This window comes from Mucilaginibacter sp. A5337, from assembly GCF_059690695.1.
In genome coordinates this window covers 717,866-735,866 of record NZ_JCAWEC010000002.1, presented here as the reverse complement: position 1 = coordinate 735,866, position 18,001 = coordinate 717,866, and the positions used below count along the sequence as shown (strand labels likewise).

General features: G+C 41.2%; 14 protein-coding genes. 8 read left to right on the top strand and 6 right to left on the bottom strand.

Going from position 1 to position 18,001, the window contains the following annotated elements; all coding sequences use genetic code 11:
* The first annotated feature begins 51 nt into the window (after positions 1-51).
* The 5 genes from AC59JO_RS07940 (at position 52) to AC59JO_RS07920 (ending at position 5,387) form a co-directional block, all read left to right on the top strand.
* Positions 52-2,100, top strand: a complete 2,049-nt coding sequence (locus AC59JO_RS07940; RefSeq protein WP_497304548.1) for a vWA domain-containing protein — start codon at positions 52-54, stop codon at positions 2,098-2,100.
* A gap of 32 nt (positions 2,101-2,132) precedes the next feature.
* Entirely contained in the window at positions 2,133-3,383 is a 1,251-nt protein-coding gene (locus tag AC59JO_RS07935) for a dihydroorotase (RefSeq protein WP_497304546.1), read from the top strand.
* Between the two features lie 7 nt (positions 3,384-3,390).
* Positions 3,391-4,056 (top strand): hypothetical protein, encoded by a 666-nt coding sequence (locus tag AC59JO_RS07930; protein ID WP_497304544.1) that lies wholly within the window; start codon positions 3,391-3,393, stop codon positions 4,054-4,056.
* Between the two features lie 36 nt (positions 4,057-4,092).
* On the top strand, positions 4,093-4,674 hold the full coding sequence (locus tag AC59JO_RS07925; protein ID WP_497304542.1) for a DUF4199 domain-containing protein: 582 nt from the start codon (positions 4,093-4,095) through the stop codon (positions 4,672-4,674).
* A gap of 146 nt (positions 4,675-4,820) precedes the next feature.
* A complete protein-coding gene (locus AC59JO_RS07920; protein WP_413668153.1) occupies positions 4,821-5,387 on the top strand; it encodes a DUF4199 domain-containing protein in 567 nt (188 codons plus the stop codon).
* A gap of 171 nt (positions 5,388-5,558) precedes the next feature.
* Here AC59JO_RS07920 and rseP read toward each other — a convergent pair whose 3' ends face one another.
* The 6 genes from rseP to AC59JO_RS07890 form a co-directional block, all read right to left on the bottom strand.
* Positions 5,559-6,893 (bottom strand): RIP metalloprotease RseP, encoded by a 1,335-nt coding sequence (gene rseP / locus AC59JO_RS07915; RefSeq protein ID WP_413668152.1) that lies wholly within the window; start codon positions 6,891-6,893, stop codon positions 5,559-5,561.
* A 19-nt stretch (positions 6,894-6,912) separates the two neighbouring features.
* On the bottom strand, positions 6,913-8,100 hold the full coding sequence (locus AC59JO_RS07910; RefSeq protein ID WP_497304540.1) for a 1-deoxy-D-xylulose-5-phosphate reductoisomerase: 1,188 nt from the start codon (positions 8,098-8,100) through the stop codon (positions 6,913-6,915).
* Positions 8,101-8,106: 6 nt separating this feature from the next.
* Entirely contained in the window at positions 8,107-9,606 is a 1,500-nt protein-coding gene (locus AC59JO_RS07905) for a GH3 auxin-responsive promoter family protein (RefSeq protein ID WP_413668150.1), read from the bottom strand.
* Positions 9,607-9,608: 2 nt separating this feature from the next.
* On the bottom strand, positions 9,609-10,385 hold the full coding sequence (locus AC59JO_RS07900) for a glycerophosphoryl diester phosphodiesterase membrane domain-containing protein (RefSeq protein WP_413668149.1): 777 nt from the start codon (positions 10,383-10,385) through the stop codon (positions 9,609-9,611).
* Positions 10,386-10,390: 5 nt separating this feature from the next.
* Entirely contained in the window at positions 10,391-11,359 is a 969-nt protein-coding gene (locus tag AC59JO_RS07895; protein WP_497304537.1) for a glycosyltransferase family 2 protein, read from the bottom strand.
* 104 nt (positions 11,360-11,463) lie between these two features.
* A complete protein-coding gene (locus tag AC59JO_RS07890) occupies positions 11,464-12,414 on the bottom strand; it encodes a glycosyltransferase family 2 protein (protein WP_413668147.1) in 951 nt (316 codons plus the stop codon).
* A gap of 216 nt (positions 12,415-12,630) precedes the next feature.
* On the opposite strand from AC59JO_RS07890, the gene AC59JO_RS07885 reads away from it, so the two are divergent.
* The 3 genes from AC59JO_RS07885 (at position 12,631) to infC (ending at position 17,961) form a co-directional block, all read left to right on the top strand.
* Positions 12,631-15,234, top strand: coding sequence for a M1 family metallopeptidase (locus AC59JO_RS07885; RefSeq protein WP_497304535.1), 2,604 nt, complete (start codon positions 12,631-12,633; stop codon positions 15,232-15,234).
* A 233-nt stretch (positions 15,235-15,467) separates the two neighbouring features.
* A complete protein-coding gene (thrS, locus tag AC59JO_RS07880; protein ID WP_497304533.1) occupies positions 15,468-17,393 on the top strand; it encodes a threonine--tRNA ligase in 1,926 nt (641 codons plus the stop codon).
* Position 17,394: 1 nt separating this feature from the next.
* Entirely contained in the window at positions 17,395-17,961 is a 567-nt protein-coding gene (gene infC, locus AC59JO_RS07875; protein ID WP_091207084.1) for a translation initiation factor IF-3, read from the top strand.
* Positions 17,962-18,001 lie beyond the last annotated feature (40 nt).

Below are 18,001 nucleotides of genomic sequence, written 5' to 3'. Positions count from 1 at the left end.
ATATTTAAAAAATTAGCACATTTGTAAACAGCACAACCGCCTATATAAAATATGTATTTTTTATATCCCGCTTTTTTATTCGCATTGCTGAGCCTGGCTATCCCGGTTGTGATCCATCTGTTCAATTTTCGTAAATACAAAAAGGTATACTTTAGTAATGTACAGTTTTTGAAAGAGGTGCAGGAACAGCAGGCCTCGAGCCGCAATTTAAAAGAGCGATTGATATTAGCTTCGCGTTTACTTGGTTTACTGTTCCTGATATTGGCATTTGCCCGTCCATATATACCCAATGCTCACAATCCAAATGCGGCCAAACAGCAGGTAATCAGCATTTTTGTGGACAATTCCTACTCCATGGAAACCCTAAACCGTGAAGGTTCATTACTTGATGAAGCTAAACGCCGCGCAAAAGAAATTGCTTCGGCTTATAATATCAACGACCGCTTTCAATTACTCACACAGGATTTTGAAGGTAAACATCAACGATTGCTGAGCCGGGATGAATTTAATGATGCGGTTGATGCAGTTAAGGTAAGCTCGCAAAGCCGAAACCTGCAACAGGTTATCAGCAGGCAGGAAAACTTATTGGAAAATCAGATAGGTGCTGCTAAATCGGTATTCATTATTTCTGATTTTCAAAAAAACAAAAACGATAAACCTGTTAAAGCTGATAGTAATATTACCGTAAACCTTGTTCAGCTCAAAGCCGGAAATCTGCCCAATGTTGCAGTTGATTCGGCGTGGTTGCTTAGCGCGGTACATCGCCCGGCCGAAAGTGAGAAACTGGTTGTTCGCCTGCATAATTATGCTATGGAAAAAGCCGAAAAGATCCCCCTTAAAATATTGATCAATGGTGAGCAAAAGGCGCTTGGCAGTTTTAGCATCAATGCCCGTCAAGTTCAAAACGACACCTTATCATTTTCGGGTTTAAAGCCCGGATGGCAACGCGGCGAAATTCAGTTACAGGATAACCCGGTTACCTTTGATAACCAGTTTTACTTCAGTTTTAATGTGAAACAGCAAATGCCGGTTTTGCTGATAGACGGTGGGATGGTAAATCCTTATCTGAAAGCAGTTTTTGCTTCAGATGCTTTCTTTGCCGCAACCCGTGTAACAGACGGCGGTGTTGACTATGCTGCGCTTAATAATTATCCTATAGTAATTATTAGCGATGTTAAAACTATCGCCACCGGGCTGGCACAACAACTGAGAACATACGTAACAAAAGGGGGGGCACTGGTTGTATTCCCATCGGTCGATGCTGATCTGGCTAATTATAAATCATTTTTATTAACCTTAAATACAGGATATCCTGAAAAACTGGTAACCCAGGATGTAAAAGTAGCTTCCATTAACAGGCAAAGCCCGGTATTTAAGAACGTGTTTGAAAGTTTTCCTCAAAACCCCGATCTGCCGTCTGTTAAAAAATACTATCAGCTAAGTAAAAGCGGCGTTAAACAGGAAAGCCTGATGAATCTTGCTACAGGCGAAGCTTTTTGGGAGGGTTACAGCAGCGGAAAAGGGAATGTTTACATGTGTGCTGTGCCACTTAACGAAGATTTTAGTAACCTGCCCCGGCATGCTTTGTTTGTACCAACACTTTTCAGAATGGCATTATTAAGCGGGCATGACCAACCCTTGTTTTATACCCTTGGTACCGATGAAAATTTTGAGGTGCCGCCTGTGCAAACTACCGAAAAGCAATTGCTAAAACTCACCAAAGGCAATCAAAGCATTATCCCTGATATAAGGCAGCAGGAGGGGAGTACACTGTTATATGTTTCTGACCAATTAAATGAACCTGGAATTTACTCGCTCAGGAAGCAGGACAGTACGCTGGCAACACTTGCTTTTAATGACAGCCGGGCCGAATCAGATATGAGTTATTTTACAGCGGTCGATCTCGAAAAAATACTGCCAAATGCAAAGCCCTTATTAACAGCAGGAAACGGTTCGTTAAAAAGTGTTGTTGCCGAATCAAATTTTGGCACACAATTATGGAAACTTTGTATAATTTTGGCGCTGATCTTCCTGCTTGCAGAAATATTGTTAATCAGATTTTACAAGCCTGATCAACAGGGTGTTATTCAGGCGGGATAGATCGATACAAATCCACACATAAAGCAGTGCTAATGAATTTGCTTATCAAATCAGCCACTATTCTTGATCCCGGATCATCCTTTCATCAACAAGTTGCCGATATTTTAATTGAAAAAGGTGTTATCACCCGCATAGCCGACGACATTGATGCCGACGCCGAACTATTTGATGCCGAAGGTAAATATGTTTCGCCCGGTTTTTTTGATCTTAACTGTAATGTAGGCGAGCTGGGCCTTGAAACCAAGGAGGATCTTCGCTCCGGTACAGTAGCTGCGGCAGCCGGAGGTTTTACCGGCATAGCACTAATGCCTAATACCCAGCCGCCGGTGCATTCCAAGTCGGAAGTTGAATATCTGTTGAACCGGTCAAAAGGTAACCTGGTTGATGTTTATCCTTTGGGTACTATATCTCAAAAACGAGAAGGAAAAGACCTTGCCGAAATGTACGATATGTACCAAAGCGGTGCCAAAGCTTTTACCGATGGTAGTCGCCCTGTACAGGATGCCGGTTTAATGGAAAGAGCTTTGCTGTATGCACAGGGCTTTGACGCATTGGTTTTCTCTTATCCTGAAGATACTGCAATAGCAGGTAAAGCAAAAGTTAATGAGGGCGAAATCAGTACACTGCTTGGCATGAAAGGCATTCCTGCATTGGCAGAAGAACTGATGGTTGCCCGCGATCTTTATCTAGCAGAGTACACGGTATCGCGCATCCATTTTACAACCATATCAACAGCCCGTTCGGTCGAATTGATCCGTGAGGCTAAGCGCAAAGGTATTGAAGTTACCTGCGATGTTGCCGCACATCATTTAGTGTTGACTGATGAGGCCCTTTTAGGTTTCGACAGCTTGTATAAAGTTAAACCCCCATTACGCACTGCCGATGACGTTGCGGCACTAGTAAAAGGTTTAAAAGATGGCACCATCGACGCTATTGTATCGCAACATACCCCACACGAAATTGAATTTAAAGATGTGGAGTTTGAGGTTGCCGAATACGGTATGGTGGGCCTGCAAACGGCGTTTTCCCTGGCTTTAAAAGCCGGCTTACCTGCTGAGCTTATAGTTGAAAAACTGGCCATCAATCCCCGCGAAATACTTGGTGTTGAACTGCCTGTTATTGCCGAAAATGAAAAGGCAAACCTGGTAATTCTTGATACTGATGCTGAATGGGAGTATACAGCGATCAATAACAAATCTAAATCTGCAAACTCGCCTTACATTGGGCAGCGTTTAAAAGGTAAAGTATTGTTAACTTACAACAATCAACAAATCTTTAAATAACATACCTATGATCGATCCTAAAATAGAAAATGCCTTTATAGCAGCGCTTGAGGCCTTTTCAAAATACAACAGCTTTGACGCAACCCAGTTAACCGACGAGTTTGCTGACGTTTTTGCATCCGACGAAGATTTTTTATCAAAAGTGGATGAATTGGACGCGGTTTTTGATGAAAACCCGGAGGTTGAAGAACTTCGCGAAATCTTCTTCGACCTGTTAATGATCAACTTCTTTAGTGCCGACGTTAAAAAGCTGGAAGAAGATTATCTTGATACGCCGGAATGGGAGAGTATTGAAGAAGAAACCCTTGATCGTGGTACCGAACTCCTTAATCTTTTACTGTACCTGAATGAGTGTGAAGACGAAGATATTGAACCTGAACTTGAAGATTACCTGAAGGAATTTTTACTGGTTGATGAAGATGAGTTCCAGGACGAGTACCGTATTTATGAGCCTGTAATTGCCAATCAAATCCTGATTGAAAGCCCGGTATCTGAAATCAGCAAGGTGGCAACAACACTTCCTGAAGATTCAGAACTTAAAGAATTGTTTTACCCAATGATGTGCTTTTTCCAGAACATAGATCCTTCTGATGAAGAGATAAAAGAAATTGCCGACAATGCCATCAACAAGGAATTCGATATGGCAGTTTTAGAGATCCTGGTTAATTTTTAATAATACACACAGCGTTTAAGTAATATAAACCAACAAATGAGTCAAGAAACAGATAAAGAGATAAAGAAGCAAGGATTGATTAAAGGAGTATTCTTAGGGCTGGTAATATCGGCCATAAGCATTATTTACTTTTATTTTATGGTTACAGTTGCTAAATCGGCCGTGATCATCACTTTTGGATCAATGGTGTTTTCATACCTGCTGCCTCTAAGTGCTGCAGCTTTGTTTTCATTAAGCCTGCGAAAAAAAATAGGTGGGCTATGGACAATGAGGCAGTCAGGTACCGGGATTTTTATCATGTTTTTTGTTTCATACCTAATGGTTTTTATTATTAAAGACCAGTTTTTTGCTAAGATAGTTGAACCCAATATGGTTCAAAAAACGGAGACAGCTATGGTTAGCGCCCTCAATAAATTAAAGGATGAAACAACCAAACCGGAGGAAAAGAAGGAAGCTGACGCAAAAATAGTGGAAATGAAGAAAGCTTTTGACGCCGAAAAAACCGTTACTATCGGGCAACAAATTCAGTCGTTGGGGATCAGCATTATATTTCTGTTCGTTCTGTCAATAATTTTTGCAGCATTTTTTAAGCGGGAACCAGCCGGTTCGGCTTCATAACAGCAAAACAGTTAAACCAATAACAAAGCAGGCTTTTCGGATTTTGAAAGGCCTGTTTGTTATTAAAACTCTTTTGGTTTAAAATAAAGATGTACATGATATAATATTATTGGTTAATTTTAACCAAACACTAAACAACCTATATCATGGAAGTAAAAAAAGCGAGCCCATCGCAACCAGCCCTGAAGTGGGCATTGATCAATCTGATAGCTTCAGTAGTCATAACTTACGCATTCCAATTTTTGGATCTCGACCCAAATTCTTCTCTTAAATACCTTAGCTTTTTGCCTTTCCTGGCGTTCCTGTTTCTTACTCAAAAGGAATATAAAGATCAGCTTGGCGGTTACCTTACTTACGGAGAGGGCTTTTTATCAGGTTTTCTGTATGCTATCTTCACCGGTGTATTTATAGCCATATTTACATATGTATACTACACCATATTAAGTCCGGACATGGTTACCAAGATCATGGATGCATCACAGAAAAAGATGACCGAAGACGGCAAATTAAGCCAGGACCAAATAGATGCGGCCATGAATATGACCCGTAAATATTTTGCAATTTTTGCTGTAGTAGGCGTTGTTTTTATTTATATCCTTTTCGGAACAATTGTAAGCCTCATTTCGGCAGCGATATTTAAAAACGAACGATCTCCATTTGATACGGTATCTGATAATTATGAAAGCCCAAAGCCAACTGATCCGGCAGTATAAAACAAGCTAAATGCAGAATGCACAGAGCTTAAAGTTAATAGATTGGTACAGCTATTCAATTAATTGATAAATTCATATATAAAAGAAAGGCCTTTCAGTAATTAAAAGGCCTTTCTTTTATATATGCTTGGGAGGCAACTAATCTCTAACCTCCAATCTCTAATCTCTAAATCACTTCTTCATTACCAGCTTTACAATATCGTTTCCAAAAACAAATACCATCAGGGTAACTAAAATTACAAAACCTACAATCTGTGCACGCTCAAGGAATTTATCGCTTAACGGTTTGCCTTTAATCATTTCTATAATCAGGAAAACTGCATGACCGCCATCAAGCGCAGGAATAGGTAATAAGTTCATCAGCGCCAATACCATCGACAGGAAGCCTACAAGCGTCCAAAAGTGAACCCAATCAACAGTACCGCCAAACAGGTTGGCTATAGCTACCGGTCCGCTTACTGCTTTGCCCGGGTTAACATCACCCCTGAAAATCTTTCCGATACCTTTGGCATTATCCCTGAAAGTTCCCCAAGCTCTTTGCGCTCCTATAGGGAAAGCTTCGAAAAAGCCATATTTTATGGTTTTAATATCCGGGAAATCACTTTTTGCACGATAGAAACCAAGCTTACCTTCCGGTGTAACCTGTGCTTTTAAGGTAACCAGTTCATGATTGCGTTTAATACCCAGTTCAACCTGCTTGCCTTTATTGGCAGATAGCTGAGCTTGCAACTCGTCCCAAAATACAATTGGATGGTCGTTTGCCATCACAATGCTGTCGCCTTTTTTTAAACCTGCTTTTACTGCGTTACTACCTGGCTCCAATGAATCAACAATGAACTTAGCACGGGGCAGGCGGCTGATGAAGCCTTCTATGTCATGATCGTTCAAATCGTTAAGGATTGTACGCGGAATACTGATCTGCAAAGTTTGAGTGCCGCGCAACACTGTAAATACAGTATTATCCAATAGTACCTGCGGGCTTGTAAGATCATCAAAACGTTCAAATGGTTTGCCATTGATAGCAACAACCTTGTCGCCAATTTGAAGGCCTATTTTTTTGCCTACTTCGCCAGGTACAATACCGTATTTTGCCGCAGAATTAGGGATATAGCTATCGCCAAAACGCATGGTTAACACCCAAAATATCAGAATCCCCAGTATAACATTTACCGTAACACCGCCAAGCATTACAATAAGGCGCTGCCAGGCCGGTTTTGAACGAAACTCCCAGGGTTGCGGCGGACCAGCCATTTGCTCAGTATCCATCGATTCATCAATCATTCCGGCAATTTTAACATAGCCCCCTAATGGTAACCAGCCAATGCCGTACTCAACGCCTTTATATGTAAATTTAAACAGGCTCACGTTCCAGGCATCAAAAAACAGGTAGAATTTTTCTACCTTAATGCCAAAGGCCCGTGCTGCCAGGAAATGCCCCAGTTCATGCAGGATTATCAAAATTGAAAGGCCCAGTATAAGCTGGCCCACCATGATCACTATACTCATTATCTATATCTATGTAATATTAAAATTGTAATGTTTTTGAAGGTAGTTGTTGTATATAATTTTGCGCAAAGATGCGTGTTTCTTTGTCAGTATTCAAATAGTCGGTTAGGGTTGGGTTTGCGATAAAATTTATTTTCTGCATACACTCTTCAATGATACCGCTCATAGTTAAAAAGCCAATTTTACGATCAAGGAAGCCTGCAACCGCTACCTCATTTGCTGCATTGATAATGCAAGGCATGTTACCTCCCTGTTTTAAAGCAGCGTACGCCAAACTTAGATTACGGAAAGTTTCCATATCCGGTTTTTCAAAACTGAGATTAGGGTAATCGGTAAAACTGAAACGTTTAAAATTAGTTTCGATCCGGTTAGGATAGGTGAGGGCGTACTGTATAGGCAGCTTCATATCGGGCAAGCCTAATTGAGCCTTAATTGATCCATCCCTGAATTGCACCAGTGAGTGAATAATAGATTGCGGATGAACTACTACTTCAATCTGATCGGCTTCAACATCAAATAACCATTTGGCTTCGATAACTTCAAGCCCCTTATTCATGAGGGATGCCGAATCGATAGTGATTTTGGCACCCATTACCCAGTTTGGATGTTTAAGCGCATCCTCGCGGGTAACGTTTGCTAAGAAATCCAGACCACGGCCACGAAATGGGCCGCCAGAAGCCGTGATGATCAGCTTTTCTATCGATTTATAGTCCTCGCCAACAAGGCTTTGAAATATTGCTGAATGTTCCGAATCTACCGGTAAAATTTGAACCCCATGTTGTTTCGCCAATGCTGTTATTATATCGCCGGCAACAACTAATGTTTCTTTGTTGGCAAGGGCAATATCTTTCCCTGCTTTAATAGCGGCAATTGTTGGTTCAAGACCGGCAAAGCCCACCATAGCAGTTAGCACAACCGCAATTTCGGGGTGGGTTACTGTGTCGATGATAGCCTGATGACCGGCAAGCACCTGTATTGGTAAGTGCGCCAAAGCCTCTTTAACTTCCTGGTATTTGTTTTGATCGCAGATAATGGCATATTCGGGCACAAACTCAATAGCCTGGCTAATGAGCAAATCGGCATTGGAATGTGCTGTGAGCAAAAACGCCCTGAATAAATTGCTGTTCCACCTTATAACATCAAGTGTTTGTGTACCGATGCTGCCTGTTGAGCCAAGGATGGCAATGTTTTTTATTTGGTTACTCAAGTATCTTTATTTTATAAAACTCTTTAATCCTTCGGCAATCTTCCTGTCGTTTGATAGCCGTGGTACTTTGTTTTGCCCGCCAAGTTTACCTTCAGCCCTCATGTAATTGATAAAGGCATCTTTTTGCAGGCTTTGGATTACCAAAGGTTGCAAAATGTTACCTTCAATCAGGTCAAAATAGTAAATATTTTTATTCTGGAGCGCTTTATCCACTTTTATGGCGAAAGCCTGAAGATCCACCGGGGCTGTGCCGAATTCGATAAACCACTCGTGGTAAGGCAATTGTTCTGCCGGCGGGTTAACCTGAGGTGCAACCGTAAATTCAACCACGTCGATACCTTCTTCCTTAGCCACGCTCATCAAGGCGTGCTCTACTTCTTCGCCTATGACATGTTCGCCAAAAGCAGATATGTAATGCTTGATACGACCGGTTACAATAATACGATACGGATCTTTCGAAATAAATTTAACAGTATCACCTATGCTATATCCCCATAAACCTGCGCTGGTATTCATGATGAGCGCATAGTTTTTGTTCAGCTCTACATCTTTAATATTGATGCGGGTTGGATTTTCATTAAAATATTCTTCCGATGGGATAAATTCGTAAAAGATTCCTGAATCAACCAACAATAAAAGCCCTTTTTCTTTCTGCGAGTCCTGGAACGCAATAAAGCCTTCGGATGCAGGGTAGGTTTCTATCGAATCGATCTTAAAGCCAATGCTCTCTTCTATACGGGCACGGTAAGGTTCGTAATTGACACCGCCGTAAACATAAAGCTTAAAGTTTGGGAATATGTCTTTTATCTTTTTGCCACCTGCTTTGGCCGAAAGCCTGTCGAAATACATCTGGCACCAGGGTGGGATCCCGCTGATGAGGCGCATATCTTCATTAAAGGTTTCGTCTACAATGGCATCAACTTTTTGCTCCCAATCTTCAATGCAATTGGTTTCGTAGGCCGGCAACCTGTTTTTTTGCAGATAGGCCGGAACATGATGCGCAACTATACCAGAAAGCCTGCCCGTTGAGATACCATGCTTTTCGGCTAAGATTGGGCTGCCCTGGAGGAATATTAATTTGCCATCTACAAAATCAGCATTACCCGTTTCATGTATATAGCTTAGCAAAGCATTTCGCGCCGCTTTGATATGCTCAGGCATGCTTTCTTTGGAGATGGGAATATATTTTACACCTGATGTTGTGCCTGATGTTTTAGCAAGGTAAGCAGGTTTGCCGGGCCATAGTACATCCTCCTCACCATTAACCAGTCGGTCGATATAGGGGCGAAGGTCTTCATAGTCATGTACAGGCACCAATCGCTTAAAATCTTCGTAATTATTGATCTTTTCAAACTGATGATCTTTGCCGAAACTGGTGTTTTTGGCTGCATGTACCAGATCTGTAAACGCCTTTTGTTGAAAGGAAACCGCGTTTTTACGCACCTTATTTAATTCCCGATTAACAAAGGCCGCAAATACTTTACTTAATGCAGATTTAAATCCCATTTTTAATTGGTTTCAGATAGGTCATCGTCCACATCCTGATGGCTGTAAACCAGTTTACGGTAAGTAACCATAATGATCACCTGGGTAAAAGGAAAGCAAAGAATGAACCAGCAATAAAATGCAAGCCTGAATGCAAAACCATCTTTTTCCTGGTCAAAACCAAATAAGCCCATCGTAGCTACTACAGGTAGTAATACGGCAACCAGTATCAGTATAATTATAGCAAAAACGCCTAAAGTTTTGAAGAAATTGTCTTTTGTGATCTCAAAGCTTTGACGCAACGATTCAATAGGCGATGAATCGTCATCAACAATGAAACAAATACAAAAGATGCACCTGAGGCTTATATAAAGAATAAACAGCAGCTCAATAACCTCAAAAATGCTGTCGTACCCAATGTTGCGTTTGGCCAATACGTATAAAAAAACCAAAGTAGCTACAAAGAACGCCGTTATTATACCTATGATCACGAAGTTGAAGGTCATTTTGAACGATGGCAAAATGTCTTTGAATTCAAATTCGTAATACTCTTTGTCGATAAGCGTGAGTATCAGTTTGTAAAAACTTAAACCGATAAAACACTGCACAACCATCTGTACAATTACAAAACCTATCTCAATGAAGCGGTCGTCATTATCAATGATAAATGCCTTTAAAAACTCAACAAATTCGTTTATAAACAACGATATGATAGAGTAAACCACTAGCGGTACAAAATTTCTTTTTAAAATATTCCATGCGGTTTTAATGGTCTCCGCTACAGAAAAGGTGTGGTACATATTGCTTATGATCTACTTAAAACTTTCCGCTTCCAAAAATCCTGTATAAATCCTAACCCGTAGGCAATAAGTTGTGTGAAGGCAGCTATAATGCTCAAAAATGCGATTTTTGCCGATTTATTTTTCCACCAGGCATGGAAAAAAATTAACAAAGTGAAAATCAACAGTATAAAATTACCTGCGAGTGCTAATGAAGAGCCAAACAGGTTTAATATAATGGTTAGGATAACGCCCAAAGTAAAAGCGGCCGGGAAGAAATGAACCAGTTTTAACTCCTGAGGAAAAAACTTTGAAATATTGATACGTGCCCTTCCAAAAAAATGCAACTGTTTATAAAACTGATAAAAGTTGGTACGACGTTTATGATATACAATAGCATCGGGGATTAACCCAATTTTAAAGCCCAGCGAATGGATCCTGATACTATATTCAATATCTTCTCCTAATCGGGTGATAATAAAACCGCCGGCTTTCTCCCAGGCCTGCCTTGAAACCCCCATGTTAAAACTACGCGGATGAAACTGGCCTATACCTTTTTTATTACCACGAATACCGCCGGTAGTAAAAGGAGAGGTCATGGAATAACTGATGGCTTTTTGCGTAGGGGTAAAAGAATCGTGTGCTCCATCGGGCCCGCCATAGGCATCAAGATAATTTGCAGCCAGCGAATTATTTACAATCTCCAAATAAGTGGGAGGGATCAAACAATCCGAATCAAAAATCACAAAATAGTCGCCTTTAGCACGCTCAAAACCAAAGTTGCGGGTAAAGCCCTGTCCTTCGTTTTGCTTTTTAAAATACCGCAGGTTAAGCTTATCAGTAAATGTATTTACTATAGCTTCAGCATCATTTACAGAACCATCCTCAATAACCAACACCTCAAATTCCCTGTACGTTTGCAGGGTTAAGGTTTCCAGCAGCTCTTTGATCTCCTGCGGGCGGTTATATAAAGGGATAATGATGGAAAAAAACATGTTTTGTAGATAGATGTGAGATTTGAGATGTTAGATATGAGACTTCGTGTTCTTGTTGAGTTTTCAAAAAGTCTCAAATCCCATATCTAACATCTCAAATCTAATTAAATTGTTTCCTCAATTTGATAATGGTTGCGTTCACTTGCGCTGCGCGATACAAGTTCGGCAACAAAGCCAGTCAAAAACAACTGGGAGCCTAATATGATTGCCACCAATGCTATGTAAAACAACGGGTTATCGGTAGGTTGCCGCACAGTTATTCCGTGAGCCAGGTTGTACAGTTTTTCACCAATAATCCAAATTGTTATAAAAAAACCTGTAAAAAAACTCAATGTGCCCAGCAAACCAAAAAAGTGCATAGGCCGCTTTCCAAATTTACCTACAAAAAATATCGAAAGCAGATCAAGAAAGCCATTGATGAACCTGCTTAATCCAAACTTTGTTTTGCCGTATTTACGCGGGCGGTGTTCAACAACCTGTTCGCCAATTTTGGTAAAACCAGCCCACTTAGCCAGCACCGGGATATAACGGTGCATTTCGCCGTAAATTTCAATATTTTTAACCACTACGCCACGGTAGGCCTTTAAACCGCAATTAAAATCGTGCAGGTTATTTATCCCACTCATTTTGCGGGTGGCGGCGTTGAATAGCTTGGTCGGGATAGTTTTACTCAGCGGATCATGCCTTTTGGCTTTCCAGCCAGATACAAGGTCATATTTCTCTTCAGTTATCCGACGATAAAGTTCCGGGATTTCATCAGGGCTATCTTGCAGGTCGGCGTCCATGGTAATTACAACATTACCTTTAGCTGCAATAAAGCCGGTGTTTAGGGCTGCCGATTTGCCGTAATTACGCCTGAATTTTATTCCTTTTATAAACGGATTGCCGGTTTGCAATTTCCTGATCATTTCCCATGATCCGTCCTTGCTGCCATCGTCAACCAAAACTATCTCGTAAGTAAAACGGTTTTCATCCATAACCCGGCTAATCCATGAGGTTAATTCGGGTAATGATTCTACTTCATCGTAAAGAGGTACTACAACTGATATATCCATTTATAGGGCTGCGATCAACGACTATATGTGCCGTAAATCATCCGCAAAAATATAAAAAATAGGGATTGATTTGCAACATTGTATCAACGGCGATTTTAGCGAAATAGTTTATTCATTATTGCGATAAAAAAATGAACCTGATACTACGTAACCAAGCAATTACGTTTCAAGTCAAATATATTTTAATATCTTTCCCTCACAATTAAAACACAGTTAATGAAATTCTACAAAGCCGCGTTGTTATTGGTTTTAGGCTTTTATGCCCTCGAAGTAAAAGCGCAAAATGCAGATCAGGCCCCCCCCAAGTATGATCAGCATAAAGTATTTAACCCTATGTTTTACCCCGAAAGAGGTGGCGAATTCAGGCTGGCCAGTGGTGCCCCGGGCCCAAAATACTGGCAAAACCGGGCCGACTATAAGCTTGATGTTACGCTCGATACTACTAAACATCGTATAGAAGGCAGTACATTAATAACTTATACCAATAACAGCCCGGATGCACTTGCCTTTTTGTGGCTCCAGGTAGATCAGAATATTTATAAAGAAGATTCACGTGCCGAAGCTACAAGCAACGTTTCAGGAGGCAGGTTCACAAATAAATCATATACCAAGGGTGCCGAAATAAAATCAGTTTATATCATTAATAAAGGTAAAACGCTGAAAGCGGACTACCTGATCACCGATACTCGTATGCAGATAAAACTGAAGGATTCATTACGTGCAGCCGGAAGTAAATTGCAGATTAAAATAGAATATGGTTTTGATATCCCCGAATACGGTACCGACAGAATGGGGCGCCAGCATACCAAAAACGGCTGGATCTATGAAATTGCGCAATGGTATCCTCGCATGGAGGTTTATGACGATGTAACGGGTTGGAATACCATACCTTACCTTGGCGCAAGTGAGTTTTACCTGGAATATGGTAATTTTGATTATACCATCACCGCGCCTGCAAGTTTAGTTGTCGCAGGATCGGGTGAGTTGCTTAATCCTGTCGAAGTATTATCACCAACTACCATAAACCGTTTGGCCGAAGCTCGTAAAAGCGATAAAACAGTTACTATTAAAGATTCAACGGATATATTACGCAATAACGATTATCCTAAAAAGCCAACGCTGACCTGGCATTTTATGTGCAAAAATGCACGTGACGTTGCCTGGGCTGCGTCAAAAGCCTTTATTTGGGATGCTGCGCGGATCAATCTACCAAGCGGTAAAAAAGCATTGGCACAGTCGGTTTATCCGGTTGAGGCTAAAGGGAATAATTCATATGGCCGCTCGACGGAATATGTTAAAGCAGCCATTGAGTTGTACAGCGACAAATGGTTTGAATATACCTATCCTGTTGCCACCAATGTGGCGGGAATAGTTGGCGGGATGGAATACCCCGGCATTGTATTCTGTGGTTCAAACAATCAAAACGGTGGCTTATGGGAAGTTACCAACCATGAGTTTGGCCATAACTGGTTCCCGATGATTGTTGGCTCAAATGAGCGCAAGTACGCCTGGATGGACGAAGGTTTTAATACCTTTTTGAATAACGTTGATACCAAAGTGTTTAACAAGGGCGAATATTATGAAAAGCCCGATCAGCAAAAAAACGCCGCTTATTTGTTTAGCCCCGGTGCCGAGGCTATTATGAATACGCCGGACGTGATACAGGAAGATTTTTTAGCGGTTGCAGCTTATGAAAAACCTGCATTAGGCCTGGCCATTTTACGCGAACAGATTTTAGGTGAAGAGCGGTTTGATTATGCTTTCAAAACCTATATCAAACGCTGGGCCTTTAAACACCCAACTCCCTGGGATTTTTTCCATACGATGGATAATGTTGCCGGCGAGGACCTGAGCTGGTTTTGGAACGAATGGTTTTTTACTACCTGGAAAGTGGATCAGAGTATAAAAGATATTTCGTACCCGGATAATGATGCTTCAAAAGGCGCTATGATCACGCTCGAAAACCTGGAGGAAATGGCCTTACCTGTTACCATATCGATTAAGGAAGAAAATGGAAAAACAGGTATTGTAAAACTCCCGGCCGAGATCTGGCAGCGTGGTGATACCTGGACATTCCCATACAAATCGACCTCGAAAATTGCCTATGCAACTATTGATCCTGATCATAGTCTGCCCGATGTTAATCCCGAAAACAACTCATACAGCGGATTGCCAATACCACAGGGCACAACCGCAGGTTCTGTTATAAAAACGTACTTAGATGCCATTGGAGGCTCCGACAAGCTTAAGAATATTCGTGATCTGCAAACATCGGCGATAGGTAATATACAAGGTGCAGACGTTCAATTGGTAACACGATATAAAATGCCGGATAAGTATTTCCAGGAAGCAATTGTGCCATCATATAATAACATGATTGTATCTCATGTTACCCTTAATGGCGATAGTATAAAAGCAAAGCAGGTTAACAGGGACGTACAGCTGGATGATGCCGGTAAAAAAATGATCAGACTTAAAAGCCGCCCGTTCCCGGAGCTTGATTACGAGCGGATAAATCAAAATATGATGTTGCAGCCTATTTTACGCGTAGTAAACGGTGAACTTGCTTATGAGGTTGATGTTAACATAGGCACCGATATTCATATTCATAATTATTACAGCCAAAAAACAGGGTTGAAACTTAAACAAACCATCGAAGGGGCGAATGACCTCTCCGTTGAATTTGGTAATTACGAGGGCATAAACGGAGGTATTAAAATTCCGTTCTCCATAAAAACTACGCTTGTTGGGCAGCCGATAGAGTTTAAGGTTAAAGAAACGTCGGTTAACTCCAACCCTTCGAACGAGGCTTTTAAATAGGCTTGATTTGCATTGGCCGAATGGGTATTCTGATTTCCGGTTTATGTGGAAATGAGAATACCCATTTTTTGTTTTCGAAGCATTAATTCCTTCTGATATCATCGAATAAAATTTTGAAAATGGTATGATGCTAAATGCTATTTAAAATTCTATTTTTGTACCCACAAAATGAGGGTCACTTTGTAGGTGACCGTTTAAACGTAATTTTATAAAACTTTAAATCATAGTTGTAGATGATTAACATTACACTTCCCGATGGATCCGTTCGTCAGTATGACAAGGGGATCTCTTCTATGCAAATCGCGCAGTCGATTTCTGAAGGTTTAGCACGTAACGTATTAGCAGCCGAAGTTGACGGCCAGGTTTGGGATGCAAGCCGCCCTATTGAGCAGGATGCCCATGTTAAATTATTAACCTGGAATGACGTCGATGGTAAATCAACTTTCTGGCATTCATCAGCCCACTTAATGGCCGAGGCTTTGGAAGCCCTTTATCCGGGTACTAAATTTGGTATCGGTCCGGCAATTGAAACTGGTTTTTATTACGATGTTGATTTTGGCGACAAGGTTTTATCTTCTGATGAGTTTAAGCAGATCGAGGATAAAATGATCGAGCTTGCTAAAACCAAAGAGGAATACATCCGTAAACCGGTGAGCAAGGCTGATGCTATTGAATATTTTACTGAAAAAGGTGACGAGTATAAACTGGACCTGATCAAGGACTTGCCCGACGGCTCTATTACTTTTTATACCCAGGGTAACTTTACCGATCTGTGCCGTGGGCCACATATTCCAAATACAGGCTTTATAAAAGCGGTTAAGCTGATGAGCGTTGCCGGAGCCTACTGGCGTGGTGACGAAACCCGTAAGCAGTTAACCCGTATTTATGGTGTTACTTTCCCGAAAGCCAGCGAACTTACCGAATACCTGCACATGATCGAAGAAGCTAAAAAGCGCGATCACCGCAAATTGGGTAAAGAATTGGAGTTGTTTGCTTTTTCGGAAAAAGTAGGCATGGGGCTACCATTGTGGTTGCCTAAAGGCACTGCCTTGCGCGAACGATTGGTAACCTTTTTACAAAAAGCACAGGTTAAAGCCGGTTACGAGCAGGTAATTACTCCGCATATCGGTCATAAAAACCTGTATGTAACATCAGGCCACTACGAAAAATATGGCGCCGATTCATTCCAGCCGATAAAAACACCGCAGGAAGGAGAGGAGTTTTTCCTTAAACCGATGAACTGCCCGCATCACTGCGAGATCTATAAAACAAAACCACGTTCGTACAAAGACCTGCCGGTGCGTTTTGCTGAATTTGGTACTGTGTACCGTTATGAGCAAAGTGGTGAGTTGCACGGTTTAACCCGTGTGCGTGGCTTTACTCAGGATGATGCCCACTTGTTTTGCCGCCCGGACCAGGTAAAAGATGAATTTAAAAAAGTGATTGACCTGGTATTGTATGTATTTAAGGCTTTAGGCTTTGATAATTACATAGCACAGGTATCATTACGTGATCCTGAAAACCGTGCTAAATATATAGGTACCGACGAAAATTGGGCGCTTGCCGAAAATGCAATCATTGAAGCAGCAGCCGAAAAAGGTTTACCAACAGTTGTAGAATATGGCGAGGCTGCATTTTATGGCCCTAAGCTTGATTTTATGGTGAAGGATGCCCTTGGCCGTAAGTGGCAATTGGGTACTATTCAGGTTGATTATAACCTACCTGAGCGTTTTGAACTGGAATATACAGGCAGCGATAATCAAAAGCATCGTCCGGTAATGATTCACAGGGCACCGTTTGGCTCGATGGAGCGCTTTATAGCGGTATTAATTGAGCATTGCGCAGGTAATTTTCCACTTTGGTTATCGCCAGAGCAGTTCATTATACTTCCCATATCAGAAAAATATGAAGAATATGCAAAAAAAGTTTCTGATATATTAAAAGATTCCGATATTTGCGGGCTAATCGACTTCAGGGACGAGAAAATAGGCAGAAAGATACGTGATGCTGAAGTTAAAAAAATCCCTTACATGCTGGTTGTGGGCGAAAAAGAAGCTGCCGAAGGCTTGGTTTCTGTACGTAAACATGGTACCGGTGATTTGGGAAGTATGAGCATTGAAGATTTTAAAGAACAGATAACTAAAGAAATAACAGTATAACTTGGCATTAAACAAACCTTTCAATAGAGGACCAAGGCTTCCTTTTAAGAAAAAAGAAGCCGAACATAACATAAACCAATTCATTAGGGCTCAGGAAGTTCGCCTTGTGGGTGATAACGTTGAGCAGGGAGTTTACTCATTAAGGGATGCCCTTGCAATAGCGCAGGAGCAGGAACTGGATTTGGTTGAAATATCTCCTAACGCCGTACCGCCGGTTTGTAAAGTAACTGACTACAATAAGTTTATTTACGAGCAAAAGAAAAAGCTTAAAGAGATAAAAAGCAATGCCAAGCAAACGGTTATTAAAGAGATCCGTTTCGGACCGAATACTGACGATCATGACTTTGAATTTAAATTAAAGCATGCTATCAAGTTTTTGGAATCTGGCGAAAAGGTAAGGGCCTACGTACACTTTAAAGGACGCGCCATTGTTTATAAAGAACAAGGCGAGATTTTATTACTTCGCTTTGCCCAGGCATTGGAAGAAGTTGGTAAAGTAGAGCAGTTACCAAAGCTTGAAGGAAAAAGGATGTTTTTAACCCTTGCACCTAAGGCAGCAAAAAAATAATGAGAATGTGCAGATGTGCAAATTAAAAATGTGCAGATGC

Bases quoted from the DNA above. Each gene is read 5' to 3' on its own strand.
- AC59JO_RS07940 (WP_497304548.1), top strand. From the start codon at position 52: ATGTATTTTTTATATCCCGCTTTTTTATTCGCATTGCTGAGCCTGGCT.
- AC59JO_RS07935 (WP_497304546.1), top strand. From the start codon at position 2,133: ATGAATTTGCTTATCAAATCAGCCACTATTCTTGATCCCGGATCATCC.
- AC59JO_RS07930 (WP_497304544.1), top strand. From the start codon at position 3,391: ATGATCGATCCTAAAATAGAAAATGCCTTTATAGCAGCGCTTGAGGCC.
- AC59JO_RS07925 (WP_497304542.1), top strand. From the start codon at position 4,093: ATGAGTCAAGAAACAGATAAAGAGATAAAGAAGCAAGGATTGATTAAA.
- AC59JO_RS07920 (WP_413668153.1), top strand. From the start codon at position 4,821: ATGGAAGTAAAAAAAGCGAGCCCATCGCAACCAGCCCTGAAGTGGGCA.
- rseP (WP_413668152.1), bottom strand. From the start codon at position 6,893: ATGAGTATAGTGATCATGGTGGGCCAGCTTATACTGGGCCTTTCAATT.
- AC59JO_RS07905 (WP_413668150.1), bottom strand. From the start codon at position 9,606: ATGGGATTTAAATCTGCATTAAGTAAAGTATTTGCGGCCTTTGTTAAT.
- AC59JO_RS07900 (WP_413668149.1), bottom strand. From the start codon at position 10,385: ATGTACCACACCTTTTCTGTAGCGGAGACCATTAAAACCGCATGGAAT.
- AC59JO_RS07895 (WP_497304537.1), bottom strand. From the start codon at position 11,359: ATGTTTTTTTCCATCATTATCCCTTTATATAACCGCCCGCAGGAGATC.
- AC59JO_RS07890 (WP_413668147.1), bottom strand. From the start codon at position 12,414: ATGGATATATCAGTTGTAGTACCTCTTTACGATGAAGTAGAATCATTA.
- AC59JO_RS07885 (WP_497304535.1), top strand. From the start codon at position 12,631: ATGAAATTCTACAAAGCCGCGTTGTTATTGGTTTTAGGCTTTTATGCC.
- thrS (WP_497304533.1), top strand. From the start codon at position 15,468: ATGATTAACATTACACTTCCCGATGGATCCGTTCGTCAGTATGACAAG.